General features: G+C 70.6%; 13 protein-coding genes. 10 read left to right on the plus strand and 3 right to left on the minus strand.

The annotated features are described in order from the left end of the window. Positions 1 to 21 precede the first annotated feature (21 nt). From AB0E78_RS08115 to AB0E78_RS08130, 4 genes are all read left to right on the plus strand, one after another. Positions 22 to 846, plus strand: a complete 825-nt coding sequence (locus tag AB0E78_RS08115) for a sugar phosphate isomerase/epimerase (protein WP_361829480.1) — start codon at positions 22 to 24, stop codon at positions 844 to 846. Beyond that, complete coding sequence (locus AB0E78_RS08120) at positions 843 to 1487, plus strand: TetR family transcriptional regulator (protein WP_361829481.1); 645 nt, start codon at positions 843 to 845, stop codon at positions 1485 to 1487. Before AB0E78_RS08115 ends, AB0E78_RS08120 begins: the two co-directional genes overlap by 4 nt. Before the next feature lie 155 nt (positions 1488 to 1642). Beyond that, positions 1643 to 3496 carry a dihydroxy-acid dehydratase gene (gene ilvD / locus AB0E78_RS08125; RefSeq protein WP_361829483.1) on the plus strand — a complete coding sequence of 618 codons (1854 nt, stop codon included), beginning with the start codon at positions 1643 to 1645 and terminating at the stop codon, positions 3494 to 3496. Between the two features lie 107 nt (positions 3497 to 3603). Beyond that, on the plus strand, positions 3604 to 3915 hold the full coding sequence (locus AB0E78_RS08130) for an SH3 domain-containing protein (protein ID WP_361829485.1): 312 nt from the start codon (positions 3604 to 3606) through the stop codon (positions 3913 to 3915). A gap of 58 nt (positions 3916 to 3973) precedes the next feature. Here AB0E78_RS08130 and AB0E78_RS08135 read toward each other — a convergent pair whose 3' ends face one another. Further along, on the minus strand, positions 3974 to 6241 hold the full coding sequence (locus tag AB0E78_RS08135; RefSeq protein ID WP_361829487.1) for a PQQ-binding-like beta-propeller repeat protein: 2268 nt from the start codon (positions 6239 to 6241) through the stop codon (positions 3974 to 3976). A gap of 172 nt (positions 6242 to 6413) precedes the next feature. Here AB0E78_RS08135 and AB0E78_RS08140 point away from each other — a divergent pair, with 172 nt between their 5' ends. The 5 genes from AB0E78_RS08140 (at position 6414) to proC (ending at position 10295) form a co-directional block, all read left to right on the plus strand. Continuing rightward, positions 6414 to 6932: an EamA/RhaT family transporter gene (locus tag AB0E78_RS08140; RefSeq protein ID WP_361829489.1), complete on the plus strand. Its 519-nt coding sequence runs from the start codon at positions 6414 to 6416 to the stop codon at positions 6930 to 6932. Positions 6933 to 7043: 111 nt separating this feature from the next. Further along, a complete protein-coding gene (locus AB0E78_RS08145; protein ID WP_361829491.1) occupies positions 7044 to 7823 on the plus strand; it encodes a class I SAM-dependent methyltransferase in 780 nt (259 codons plus the stop codon). 52 nt (positions 7824 to 7875) lie between these two features. Continuing rightward, on the plus strand, positions 7876 to 8673 hold the full coding sequence (locus AB0E78_RS08150) for an ABC transporter ATP-binding protein (RefSeq protein ID WP_361829493.1): 798 nt from the start codon (positions 7876 to 7878) through the stop codon (positions 8671 to 8673). After that, a complete protein-coding gene (locus AB0E78_RS08155) occupies positions 8670 to 9407 on the plus strand; it encodes an ABC transporter permease (RefSeq protein ID WP_361829495.1) in 738 nt (245 codons plus the stop codon). The genes AB0E78_RS08150 and AB0E78_RS08155 overlap by 4 nt, the downstream gene beginning before the upstream one ends. A 75-nt stretch (positions 9408 to 9482) precedes the next feature. Further along, positions 9483 to 10295 carry a pyrroline-5-carboxylate reductase gene (proC, locus tag AB0E78_RS08160; protein ID WP_361829497.1) on the plus strand — a complete coding sequence of 271 codons (813 nt, stop codon included), beginning with the start codon at positions 9483 to 9485 and terminating at the stop codon, positions 10293 to 10295. A gap of 134 nt (positions 10296 to 10429) precedes the next feature. On the opposite strand, the gene AB0E78_RS08165 is transcribed toward proC, so the two are convergent. Further along, positions 10430 to 11017, minus strand: a complete 588-nt coding sequence (locus AB0E78_RS08165; RefSeq protein WP_361829499.1) for a cysteine hydrolase family protein — start codon at positions 11015 to 11017, stop codon at positions 10430 to 10432. A gap of 146 nt (positions 11018 to 11163) precedes the next feature. Between AB0E78_RS08165 and AB0E78_RS08170 the strand changes: the two genes are divergently transcribed. Then, a complete protein-coding gene (locus AB0E78_RS08170; RefSeq protein WP_361829555.1) occupies positions 11164 to 12135 on the plus strand; it encodes a helix-turn-helix domain-containing protein in 972 nt (323 codons plus the stop codon). Here AB0E78_RS08170 and trpS read toward each other — a convergent pair. Then, positions 12090 to 13100 (minus strand): tryptophan--tRNA ligase, encoded by a 1011-nt coding sequence (gene trpS / locus AB0E78_RS08175; RefSeq protein ID WP_361829501.1) that lies wholly within the window; start codon positions 13098 to 13100, stop codon positions 12090 to 12092. The genes AB0E78_RS08170 and trpS overlap by 46 nt on opposite strands. Between the last annotated feature and the right edge of the window lie 528 nt (positions 13101 to 13628).

Consider the following 13628-nt stretch of genomic DNA (forward strand, 5'->3'; position numbering starts at 1 on the left):
GCGGCCCGTACGCTGTCCCTCGTGGCAGAACCAGTGGTGCGCATCCCGGATGCGAAGGTCGCCCTGTCGACGGCCTCGGTCTATCCGGAGTCGACGGCGACGGCCTTCGAGATCGCCGCACGCCTGGGTTACGACGGTGTCGAGGTCATGGTGTGGACCGACCCCGTGAGCCAGGACGTCGAGGCCCTGCGCAGACTCAGCGACTACCACCAGATCCCGATCCTCGCCGTTCACGCCCCGTGTCTGCTGATCACGCAGCGCGTGTGGTCCACGGACCCCTGGGTGAAGCTCCAGCGCGCGCAGGCCGCCGCCGAGAAGCTGGGCGCGTCGACCGTCGTCGTGCATCCGCCCTTCCGCTGGCAGCGGGGGTACGCGAACGCCTTCGTCGACGGAATCTGGCGGATGGCGGACGAGACGGACGTCCGGTTCGCCGTAGAGAACATGTATCCGTGGCGCTACCGCGACCGCGAGATGCTCGCCTACGCCCCCGACTGGGACGTCACCAAGGAGGACTACCGCCACTTCACGGTCGACCTCAGCCACACCGCGACCGCCCGTACGGACGCGATGCAGATGATCGACCGCATGGGCGACCGCCTCGGGCACGTCCACCTCGCCGACGGCAAGGGCTCCGCCAAGGACGAGCACCTGGTGCCCGGCCGCGGCACGCAGCCGTGCGCCGAACTCCTGGAGCGCCTCGCGACGACCGGCTTCGACGGCCACGTCGTCATCGAGGTCAATACGCGCCGCGCGATGTCCAGCGCCGAACGCGAGGCCGACCTCGCCGAGGCCCTCGCCTACACGCGGCTGCATCTGGCGTCCGCGGTGAAGGTGCCCCGGTCGTGACGGCGTCGGCACGGGGCGGTGCGGCACAGGACGGTGCGGCACCCCGCCGCAGGGGACGTCCCTCCCGTACGCAGTCCGCCGAGGGCCCTGCGATGCGGGACCGCATCCTGGAGGCGGCCCGCACCGAGTTCTCCGCCCGTGGGTACGAGAAGACGTCCGTGCGCGGGATCGCCAAGGCCGCCGGGGTGGACTCGGCGCTCGTGCACCACTACTTCGGTACGAAGGAGCAGGTCTTCGCCTCGTCGATCGAGGTGGCCTTCGCGCCCGCGCTCGACGCGCCCTCGGCCATCGAGGACGGCCCCCTCGACGGCGTCGGCGAGCGCCTGACCCGCTTCATCTTCGGCGTCTGGGAGAACCCCGCGACCCGCGTCCCGCTCCTGGCGATCGTGCGCTCGGCGGTGAACAACGACACGGCGGCGGCCGTCTTCCGCCGCCTCATCGCGGCGCAGCTCCTCGGCAGGATGGCGAGCCGAATCGACCAGCCGGACGCGGAGCTGCGGGCGGAACTGGCGGCCGCGCAGCTCGTCGGCACCGCGATGCTGCGGTACGTGATCCAGGTGGAGCCGCTCGCGTCGGCGGACCCGGAGGCGATCATCGCGCGGATCGCGCCGGTGGTGCAGGGGCATCTGACCGGGCCCTGAGGTGCTCCGGGCAGGCCGCTCACCGAGACGGCCGTCCCGCTATTCGGACAGCCTGTCCAGATCGTGGAGCGGCGGCGTACGCTCGACAGCAGTCATATCTCTCTGAAGATGGCTTCTGCTACCCGGATTCTCCGATCCTGAAGGAGCGAGCGACGATGCCCGAGCTCAGGTCCCGCACAGTCACCCACGGCCGCAACATGGCGGGCGCGCGCGCCCTTATGCGTGCCTCCGGTGTACCCGGCGCGGACATCGGGCGTAAGCCGATCATCGCCGTCGCCAACTCCTTCACCGAGTTCGTCCCGGGCCACACCCACCTGCAGCCGGTCGGCCGGATCGTCTCCGAGGCGATCACCGCGGCGGGCGCCATCCCCCGCGAGTTCAACACGATCGCCGTGGACGACGGCATCGCGATGGGCCACGGCGGCATGCTCTACTCCCTGCCCTCCCGCGACCTGATCGCGGACTCGGTGGAGTACATGGTGGAGGCGCACTGCGCCGACGCGCTGATCTGCATCTCCAACTGCGACAAGATCACCCCCGGCATGCTGAACGCGGCCCTGCGCCTCAACATCCCGACGGTCTTCGTCTCCGGCGGCCCGATGGAGGCCGGCAAGGCCACGCTGGTCGACGGCACGGTCCGCAAACTGGACCTGGTCAACGCGATCAGTGACGCGGTCGACGAGAGCGTCTCGGACGAGGACATCCTCCGTATCGAGGAGAACGCCTGCCCGACCTGCGGCAGCTGTTCCGGCATGTTCACCGCCAACTCCATGAACTGCCTGACCGAGGCCATCGGCCTCTCCCTGCCGGGCAACGGCTCGATGCTCGCCACGCACACCGGCCGCAAGGCGCTGTACGAGAACGCGGGCCGGACGGTCGTCGAGATCGCCAAGCGCTACTACGACGGCGACGACGCGTCGGTCCTGCCGCGCAACATCGCCACGCGCGCCGCCTTCGACAACGCCATGGCGCTCGACATCTCCATGGGCGGCTCCACGAACACGATCCTGCACCTCCTGGCCGCCGCCCAGGAGGCCGAGCTCGACTACACCCTGGCTGACATGGACGAGGTCTCGCGCCGCGTGCCCTGCCTGGCCAAGGTCGCCCCGAACGTCGCCCCCGGCGGCACGTACTACATGGAGGACGTGCACCGCGCCGGCGGCATCCCCGCGATCCTCGGCGAGCTGTACCGCGCGGGCCTCCTGAACGAGGACGTGCACACGGTCCACTCCGCGTCCATCAAGGACTGGCTGGAGACGTGGGACGTGCGCGGCGGTTCGCCGTCGGACGAGGCGGTCGACCTCTGGTACGCGGCCCCGGGCTGCGAGCGCTCGGCGACCGCCTTCTCCCAGTCGAAGCGCTGGGACAGCCTGGACACGGACGCCGCGGGCGGCTGCATCAGGGACGCGGCCCACGCGTACTCGAAGGACGGCGGCCTCGCGGTCCTCAAGGGCAACCTCGCCGTGGACGGCTGTGTCGTGAAGACGGCGGGCGTCGACGAGTCGATCTGGACGTTCGAGGGTCCGGCCGTGGTCTGCGAGTCGCAGGAAGAAGCGGTCGACAAGATCCTCAAGAAGCAGATCAAGGAAGGCGACGTGGTCGTCATCCGCTACGAGGGCCCCAAGGGCGGCCCCGGCATGCAGGAGATGCTCTACCCCACCTCCTTCCTGAAGGGCCGCGGCCTCGGCAAGGCCTGCGCCCTGGTCACGGACGGCCGCTTCTCCGGCGGTACGTCGGGCCTGTCGATCGGCCACGCGTCGCCCGAGGCGGCGTCCGGCGGCACGATCGCCCTGGTCGAGGACGGCGACCGCATCCGCATCGACATCCCGAACCGCGGCATCGAACTCCTCGTCGACGAGGCCGAGCTGACCCGCCGCCGCGAGGCCCTGGGCGGCGTCTACGCCCCCAAGTCCCGTGAGCGCAAGGTCTCGGCGGCCCTGCGGGCCTACGCGGCGATGGCCACGAGCGCGGACCGCGGCGCGGTGCGCGACGTGTCGAAGCTCGGCTAGACACCCGGCCCGGCGAAGCCGCAACCGTCCCGCCTCGCTCACGCGTCCACCCTGTGACGACCATGCACAGGGCGGCCCCGAGCCGCCGCTTCACGGGGGAGAGAAGCATGAGCGAGAACGTCATTGCACCGGAGTCGGCGGAGGCCGTCGAAGCCGTCGAGGCGGTCGAGGCCGCGGCGGCACGGACGTACGCGATCGCGGCGGACGTCAATGTCCGCTCCGGTCCGGGTACGTCGTACGGCAAGGTGGGCCGCCTCTCGGCGGGAACCCGGGTGACGATCCAGTGCCAGAAGCCGGGCGAGAACGTCACCGGCCCGACCGGCACGTCGAAGCTCTGGGACCGCATCGGCAGCGGTCGCTACGTCTCCGACACGTACGTCCGCACGGGCAGCGACGGTTACGTGGCGCCCCGCTGCTGATACGCAGGACAGGCACGGCAGGGAACGACACGGCACGGACGGCCGAGGCCGCCGAAGTTCACCCGGACTTCGGCGGCCTCGTCGCGTCGAACGAGAACACGGTGTTCTCGGCCGCCGTCACGACCACCACACGCCCCGAGACCGCGACCCGCGGACTCGCGTTCACCTCACCGGCGAGGCCCTCCGCGCGCGGATCCGTGGTCCAGAGGGGTTTGCCGCCGCGCGGCGAGAGGGCGACGACGCGCCCGCTGGCCGAGCTGAAGTACAGGGCCCCGGCTCCTGACCCGGTGCCGCTGCCGCCGACCGGATTCGCGTCCGGCACGGGCCCCGAAGCGCCCTCGACGTTCGTCTGCCGGGACCACTTCTGCCGGCCGGTCGCGGGATCCACCGCGCTGATCCGCCCGGTCTGCTCCGTGAAGTAGACCGTGCCGTCCGCGATGCCGGACGTGGCGCCGTACGTCTTCTTCAGCGGCCGGGCCGAGACGCGACCGCTGCCCGGTTCGACCCGCAGCACCTTGTCGTACCCGAGGAACTCGGGCCCCTTAAGACGCTGGTGAAGGAGGACGAGCCTGCCCTCGCTGTCACCCACCGGGTGCACCGGCCCCTCGACCGGGATGCCCTTGCCGAAGGTGCCCCCCTTGAGGTCGAGGGTGTGGAGGACGGGGTGGTTCACCTCGACGTTGTCGACCTCGGCGGAGGGCGCGCACATCGCGTACATCCGCTGGCCCGCCGGGACCGGTGTGCACTCCGAGCCCGCGGGGAACGGCGTCGACCAGAGCGAACGCCCGCTGTGCGCGTCCCTGGCCTCGACCCGCGTACGGCCCGCGTCGACCGAGAGGACCGTCGAGCCGGAGAGGACCGCGTCCTGCGAACGCCCGGTGTAGATCTGGGACTGGCTGCCGATCGGCCGTGACCACAGTTCCTTGCTGGTCCTGGCGTCCAGGGCCACCAGCTCGACGGGCTTGCCGGACGAGGCGGCGTCATCCGGGATGCGGTAGCCGAGAACGGTGTCGTTGGTCGCGCCCACGATGTGCATGCCCTGCATGGGCACACCGGGGCTCTTGACCTTCCAGACCTCCTTGCCGTCGGAGATCCGCAGCCGGGTCGCGATGACTCCGCCGCCCCCGCAGAACAACGCGTCCCCGCGCGGCACGCAGCGCACCTCGTCCGGGATGCCCTTGTCGTTGGGCACCGTCGTGCGCCACGGCCGGAAGCCGCCGGGCAGGGGAGCCTCGGCCGCCGCGACGGTGCGGTCCTTGCCGTCGCCGTCATCGCCGGTGGAGTCGTCGGACGAGCCGAGCTGGAGCGCCGCGATCCCGCCGCCGAGTGCGGCCACGGCGACGGCGGCGGCGAGAACGGTGCGCCAACGGCGGCGGGGGCGGGGGGTGTTGAGAGACCCGTCGGCCCCGGCACTGCTACTGGTGTCGGTCCCGGCCCCGGTCCTGTCCACGGAGGGCCGGTGATGCTGGGTATCGATGTCCCGCGTACGGCTGGCCCGCACCCCGGCCGCGGCCCCCAACTCGACCGGCAGGTCCCGCAGCCGCTCCAGGAGCTGGTCCGCGGAGGGCCGCGCGTCGGGGTCCTTGTCGAGGCACGGCTCGACCACCGCACGCAGCGCGGCCGGTACGGCGTCCAACTCCGGCGCCTCGTGCACCACTTGATATGCCGTCATATAAGGGCTGTCCGCATCGAACGGCCCCTGCCCCGTCGCCGCGTACACCAGCAGCGTGCCCAGCGAGAAGACGTCGGAGCGCGGCCCGACGCCGCGCGGCGCCTGCAACTGCTCCGGCGACATGAAGGGCGGCGTACCGATGACCCGCCCCGTCATCGTCAGCGTCTGCTGGTCCGCGGCGCGCGAGATGCCGAAGTCGATGACGCGCGGCCCCTCGGGCGAGAGCACGACGTTCGAGGGCTTGAGGTCGCGGTGCACGACGCCCACACGGTGGATGTCACGCAGCGCCTCCGTCAGACCGATGGCGAGCGTACGCAGATCCGCGCCGGCCAGCGGGCCGTTCTTGGCGATCTGCTGGGCGAGGGTGTGCCCCTCTATATAGGTCGTCGCCATCCACGGGTGCTCGGCCTCCGGGTCGGCGTCGATCACGGCGGCGGTGAACGCGCCGCTCACCCGCCGTGCCGCCGCGACCTCCTGCCGGAAGCGGATGCGGAATTCCTCGTCCCCCGCGAACTGCTGGTGGATCAGCTTGATCGCCACGGGCCGCCCGGACGCCGTACGCGCCAGGTAGACGGTGCCCATGCCGCCCGAGCCGAGCCGTGCCTCGAGCGGGTAGCCGCCGATCTCGGCGGGGTCACCTCCGCGGAGCGACACTCTCGACCTCCCGTCCCGCGTGCACCAGTTTTCGCATGAGCCCGTTTATCTGTCCTGCCCCACAAACTAGCCGCCGAGTGGTAGGGGAGGGCAAGGCGGGGGACGAATAGGGCGAGCCTGCCCGGCGAGGTCCTGGACTCGTACGGCGGCCACGCCGGGCGATACTCGACGGGTGAGCGCAGATTCCAGCACCCCCGACAGCACGGACACGGCAGCCGCTTCGGCGGCCCCCGGCCCGCAGCCCGAGCCCCTCCGCTTCTTCGGCACGACCTGGGTCGGCCACGACAACGGCTACGGCATGCGCCGCGCGGGCGTCGCGGTGGGCTCGCTGCTGGCGGCGGCGGCCGGCTGCTTCGTGCTGCGCTTCGCGTACGAGGGCATGGCGGTCGCGGACGTGGGGACGTTCGTGAACTTCCTGGTCCTCATCATGTTCTCGATCTGCAGCGCGGTCGCCTTCCGCCGCACCTGGGAGGGGTTCACCCGCCGCCACGACCCGGCGTCCCAGTCCTCGATGCGCGGCCTCCTGACGATCGGCTTCGTAGGCGTACTCCTCGCCCACTTCTTCCGCTCCCTCACCGAGGCCCCCGGCGAACAACTCCACCGAGAGGAATACGAAGCAGCCCGCCGGCAGTACACCCAACGCACCACGCGCCGCACGGGCAACCCGTCCCGGAAGAGGAGAAAGGCTTAAGCAGCCCGCAGCAGCCCGCAGCAGCCCGCAGCAGCCCGCAGCAGCCCGCACGCTCGGGCAGGTCCACGCCCAGCCCTCCCGCGCCACTCCCGAAGCGGTCACGATGAGGGTATGGATGATCACGCCGCGTCTCCCTTCGCCCTCTCCTTCGACTCCGTGGCCGCCCAGTACGCCGCCTCCCGGCCCGGCTACCCGCCCCACCTCTTCACCACCGTCGAGGAACTCGCGGAACAACCTCTGCGCGGAGCCCGCACCGTCGACGTGGGTGCCGGTACCGGTATAGCCACCCGTCTCCTCCTGGACCGGGGCGCGCGGGTCGTGGCCGTGGAACCGGGCCCCGCCATGGGTGCCCAGCTGCGGGCGGCGCTACCGGACACTCCTCTCCTACGGGCCGTCGGCGACGCCCTCCCCCTCGCGGACGGCACGGCCGACCTCATCACCTACGCCCAGTCCTGGCACTGGACCGACCCGGCCCGCTCCCTGCCGGAGGCCCTGCGCGTCCTGCGCCCCGGCGGCGCGCTCGCCCTCTGGTGGAACGTGCCCGACCCGGACACCGCCTGGACCGTCGACCAGGAGGAACGCCTCAAGTCGCGCCTCCCCGGCTATCACGCGCACGGCATCACGGCCGACGCCGCCGAGATCGCCCTCGGCCTGTTCCCGGACCTCCGTCCGGTCTACCGCCGCCTGCACTGGACCCGCCGCGTCCCCGTCGACGTACACCTCGGGCACCTCGGCAGCCGCTCCTACTTCGCCGTGCTCGGCCCGGAGAAGTCCGCACCGGTCCTCGCCGCCGAGCGCGCACATCTGCTCGACCTCTTCCCGGAGGGGACGGTGGAGGAGGCGTACGCCGTGGACCTCACGGTCGTACGGGATCTCCGCCCCGCCCGGTAGCGCCGACGGAAGCCCTTGACGGCCCCCGCGCCGGAGGCGTCATAATCATCACATGATGAATATTGAGGAACCGCCTGCCATCGAGGCGGCGGACCTGACCGTCGTCCGGGGCCCCCGCACCGTCCTGAAGGGCCTGAACTTCACCGTCCCGAAGGGACAGATCACCGGCCTCCTGGGCCCTTCGGGGTGCGGCAAATCCACCCTCATGCGCGCAACGGTCGGCACCCAGGCCAAGGTCACCGGCACCCTGAAGGTCCTCGACCAGCCGGCCGGCGCCCCCGCCCTCCGCTCCCGCATCGGCTACGTCACCCAGAGCCCCTCGGTCTACGACGACCTCACCGTCCGCCAGAACCTGGACTACTTCGCCGCCGTCCTGGACCCCGGCCGCGGCCCCGCCGCCCACCGCCGCCACGAACACGTCACGCGGGCCATCGAAGACGTCGACCTCACGACCCACGCCGACGCCCTCGCGGGCAACCTCTCCGGAGGCCAGCGCAGCCGCGTCTCCCTGGCGGTGGCTCTCCTCGGCGCTCCAGAACTCCTGGTGCTCGACGAACCCACCGTCGGCCTCGACCCCGTACTCCGCCGCGACCTGTGGAACCTCTTCCACTCCATCGCCGCCGACCGAGGCACCACGATCCTCGTCTCCTCGCACGTCATGGACGAGGCCGAACGCTGCCACCGCCTCCTCCTGATGCGCGAAGGCGAGCTCCTCGCCGACGACACCCCGGAGGCCCTGCGCACCCGCACCGCCACCGAAACCGTCGAAGCGGCCTTCCTCCACCTGGTCGACGAGGCAGTAGCCGCCCAGAAGTCCCCCGACACCACCCCCGCCAGGAGCCCCCGATGAACACCTACCGCACCTTCGCCACCGCGGCCCGTGTCCTGCGGCAGCTCCGCCACGACCCCCGCTCCATCGCGCTGATGCTGCTCGTCCCCTGCGTGATGCTCCTTCTCCTGCGCTACGTGTTCGACGGCAGCCCGCAGACCTTCGACTCCATCGGCGCCTCGCTCCTCGGCATCTTCCCCCTCATCACGATGTTCCTGGTGACCTCCATCGCCACCCTCCGCGAACGCACGTCGGGCACCCTCGAACGCCTCCTCGCGATGCCCCTCGCCAAGGGCGACCTCATCGCGGGCTACGCCCTCGCCTTCGGTTTCCTCGCCGTCATCCAGTCCGTCCTCGCCACCGGCCTCGCCCTGTGGGCCCTCGGCCTGGACGTCACCGGCTCCGCCTGGTTGCTGCTCCTGGTCGCGCTCCTCGACGCCCTGCTCGGCACGGCACTCGGGCTCTTCGTCTCCGCCTTCGCGGCATCCGAGTTCCAGGCCGTCCAGTTCATGCCGGCCGTGATCTTCCCCCAGCTCCTCCTCTGCGGCCTGTTCACCCCGCGCGACCAGATGCAGCCGGCCCTCGAAGCGATCTCCAACGTCCTCCCCATGTCCTACGCCGTGGACGGCATGAACGAAGTCCTCCGCCACCCCGACATCACCGGCGACTTCATCCGCGACGCCGTCATCGTCGCGGGCTGCGCCGTACTCGTCCTCGCCCTGGGCGCCGCCACCCTCCGCCGCCGCACCGCCTGACCCACCAATGCGAGGATGACCCCACCCAGCTGAAGCGCTGACCCGCTAGCCCCGTACTCGGAGGGTGACCCACACATGCCCCAGCCCGTAGCAGTCCTCGGCACCGGCAAGATCGGCGAAGCCCTCCTCAGCGGAATGATCCGGGCCGGCTGGGCCCCCGCCGACCTCCTGGTCACCACCCGACGCTCCGAACGCGCCGCGGAACTCCGCACCCGCTACGGCGTCGACCCCGTCAGCAACGCCGAAGCCGCCAAGCAGGCCGACACCCTCATCCTCGCCGTCAAGCCGCAGGACATGGGCCGCCTCCTGGAGGAACTCGCCCCGCACATCGCCCCCGACCGCCTGGTCATCAGCGCCGCCGCCGGCATCACCACCTCCTTCATCGAGGAGCACCTCGCCGAAGGCACCCCCGTCGTCCGCGTCATGCCCAACACCCCGGTCCTCGTGGACGAAGGCATGTCCGTCATCTCCGCGGGCAGCCGGGCCACCGCCACCCACCTCGCCCACGCCGAGGCGATCTTCGGCGCCGTCGGCAAGACCCTCCGCGTCCCCGAGACCCAGCAGGACGCCTGCACGGCCCTCTCCGGCTCAGGACCGGCGTACTTCTTCTACCTGGTCGAGGCCATGACCGACGCGGGCATCCTCCTCGGCCTGCCCCGCGACAAGGCCCACGACCTCATCGTCCAGGCCGCGATCGGCGCCGCAGTGATGCTCCGCGACAGCGGCGAACACCCGGTCAAGCTCCGCGAGAACGTCACCTCCCCGGCCGGCACCACCATCAACGCCATCCGCGAACTCGAGAACCACGGGGTACGAGCTGCCCTCATCGCCGCCCTCGAAGCCGCCCGCGACCGCAGCCGCGAACTGGCCTCCGGCAACAACAGCTAGCCGACCGACCGGGGCCGGAGGGCCGGGGGCGCGCACCCACCGCGCCCCCAACGTCACCCCTCACCCACCCCGGCAGATCCCCGCATCCCCCGTGTCACGCCCTCACCGCGTCAGGCCCTCACCGCGTCAAGCCCTCACCGCCCCGCGGCGTCGACGACAGCCTCCGTGGTCAGCACCTCCGCGAAGCGCCCGCCGTGCAGCGAAACCGCCGAGGCCTGCGCCAACTCCTCCGCACTGCGCCGCCAGCCGAACGGCCCCTCAAGGTCGAACGTGTGCGTGGCATCCAGCGCGCACAGCACCCGATACCCCAAGTTCCCTCCCATCCGCGCGGTCGTCTCCACGCACATGTTGGTCTGGATCCCGGCCACGACGAACTCGTCGATCCCCTCCGCCTTGAACCACGCGTCCAGATCCGGCGTCCCGTAGAAGGCCGAGTTCACGGTCTTCCTCACGAACAGCTCCGACCCGGCCCCCTTCCCCCGCCGCTGCTCGACGTACTCCTTGAAGTCGTTGCCCTCATGCCCCAGCCGCAGCGGCGACCGCGGATGAGACGAGTCATGCCGTACGAAGACGACCGGCCGCCCCGTGGCCTGCCAGGTGTCGATGAGCGACGCGATGTTCTCATCGGCCCCCGGGTTGTTCCGTGCTCCCCAGAACTCCTCCTCCTCGAACCCCTTCTGCACGTCCACCACGACCAGCGCTGCGTTCCCTGCGATCTCCATGACGACGATGCTGCCAACGCACCACCCTCCGGCCCAGAGGAAAGAAAGCCATCGATCGATGGTTTACTGCCATCGTGCCCAAGCCTCCCGCCACCGCCACGCCCCCCGCCACGGCGGTCACCGCAGCCACCACCGCCCCCCAGCGCATCGCCCTGCTCGCCTTCCCCGGCATCCGCGCCTTCGACGTCTCGGTCATCACGGAGGTCTGGGGCACGGACCGCACCGACCGAGGCGTACCCCCCTTCAATCTCCGCCGTGTCGGCACCGACCCCGCACCCGTCCCGATGCGCGGCGCCCTCACCCTCGCCCCCGACCGCACCCTCGCCTGGCTGAACCGCCTCACCGGCAGCGACCTGATCGTCGTCCCCGGCCTCGACGACCACCTCACCCCCGCACCACCCCCGGTCCTGGAAGCCCTGCGCAAGGCACACACCCGAGGCACCACCATCGCGGCCCTCTGCGGCGGCGCCTTCACCCTCGCCCAGGCAGGCCTCCTCGACGGCCGCCGCGCGATCACCCACTGGGGCCTCGTCGACCTGCTCCGTGCCCACCACCCCCTTGTCACCGTCGAACCCGACGCCCTCTTCATCGAGGACGACAACATCTGGACCGCCGCGGGCACGGCCGCCGGCATCGACCTCTGCCTGCACCTGGTCCGCAAGGCCCACGGCTCCGAAGCAGCCGCGACCATCGCCCGCTCGATGGTCACCGCCCCCTTCCGAACCGGCACCCAAGCCCAGTTCATCGAGCACCCCACCCCGCACGCCGACCGCGACGCCGATGCCCTCGCCTCCGTACGCGAATACGCCCTTCGTCACCTCCACGAACCGCTCACCGTCACCGACCTCGCCACCCGGGCAAGCATGTCGGCACGCACCTTCGCCCGTCACTTCACCACGGCCACCGGCACCACTCCACTGCGCTGGCTGTTGGACCAGCGCCTGGCGACCGCGCAGAAGCTCCTCGAACGCACCGACCTGCCCATGCCCGAAGTCGCACGCCGCGCGGGCTTCGGCAGCGAGGTCACGATGCGCCAGCACTTCGCATCGCGCCTCACCACCAGCCCCCGCGCCTACCGCGCCTCGTTCACCGGCGGCAGCAGACCGATCGCGCGATAAGCGGTGTCCACCGTCGGCCTGGCCATCGCCCTCGCCCGCTCGGCCCCCCGCCGCAACACCTCCTCTACATACGCGGGGTCAGCAACCAGCTCCTTGTGCCTCTCCTGCAGGGGCCTCAAGAGCTCCACCACGGCGTCGGCGGTGTCCTTCTTCAAAGCCCCGTACGTTTCATATACACCGCTCAAGCCCTCGGGGTTCCCACCCTCACAGGACGCAAGAATCTCCAGCAGATTCGAGATGCCCGGCTTGGCCTCACGGTCGTACTCGACCTCGGACCCGCTGTCGGTGACGGCCCGCATGATCTTCTTCCGCACGACGTCCGGCTCGTCCAGCAGATAGACGATCCCGGCCCCGGCATCGCCGGACTTCCCCATCTTCGACGTCGGGTCCTGCAGATCCATGACCCTGGCCGCCACCTTGGGATACGTGGCCCGCGGCACCACGAACGTGTGTCCGTACCGCTGGTTGAACCGCACCGCCAGATCCCGAGTCAGCTCGATGTGCTGCACCTGGTCGTCCCCGACCGGCACCTCGTCCGCGCCGTACGCCAGGATGTCCGCCGCCATCAGCACGGGATAGGTGAGCAGCGAAAGCCGCACACTCCCGCCCCGCGCCGCCTCCAGCGCGGACTTCTCCTTGTACTGGATCATCCGGCGCATCTCGCCGTCCGTCGCGACGCACTCCAGCAGGTACGAGAGCCGGGCGTGCTCGTCCACATGACTCTGGGCGAACACGACGGCTCTCTCGGGATCGATGCCCGACGCGAGGAACAGCGTCGCCGCCTGCCGACTGAGCCTGCGCACCCGCCCGGGATCGTGCTCCACGGTCAGGGCGTGCAGATCGACGATGCTGAACAGCGACTCCGCCCGGTGCTGATCAACTTCGGCCCACTGGCGCAGGGCGCCCAGGTAGTTCCCGAGGGTCAGGTGCCCCGTCGGCTTGATCCCGCTGAAGATCCTCGTCATCTCTCCGCCTCCTGGTCAGAACCGCCGGCCCGACGACCGGGCTCCGGGTCCTCCAGGGGGAGAAACAAGAAACGGCCGCCAAGTCGGCAGCCGTTGAGTACATGCGTGTACGGCCGCCGGTCAGGCGGCCCACCACAGCTGGGTGTGCGCATGTGTAGTCACGGCTCCTACGGTAGTCCTCCCGGGCCGCCGTGTACCAGGGTTGACACGCCCAGACCGCGTACGTAGTGTTCTCCGAGTTGTCCGGCGTGAGCGCCGACCCCTGGTCGGTCCCCGGGCAGCCATTCCGCAACAACCATTCAAGCGATCGATGTCGTGTCTCTTCGATGACCCGTCGTCTGTTCGTTTTCATGCGCTTTTGCGAAATGAGGAATCCGCGTTCGAAAGGACGCCCCGATTAGGTCGGGAGCGAGGATTCCGCTAAAGTCTCACTCGTCGGAACGGCCCAACAGCCGGGAAGACAAGCCCCGCTGACTGGGAATCAGGCCCGAAAGGATCTGGTAGAGTCGGACTCGCCGGAAAGGGAAA

It is taken from the genome of Streptomyces sp. NPDC032198 (assembly GCF_040636975.1).
Lineage (GTDB): Bacteria > Actinomycetota > Actinomycetes > Streptomycetales > Streptomycetaceae > Streptomyces.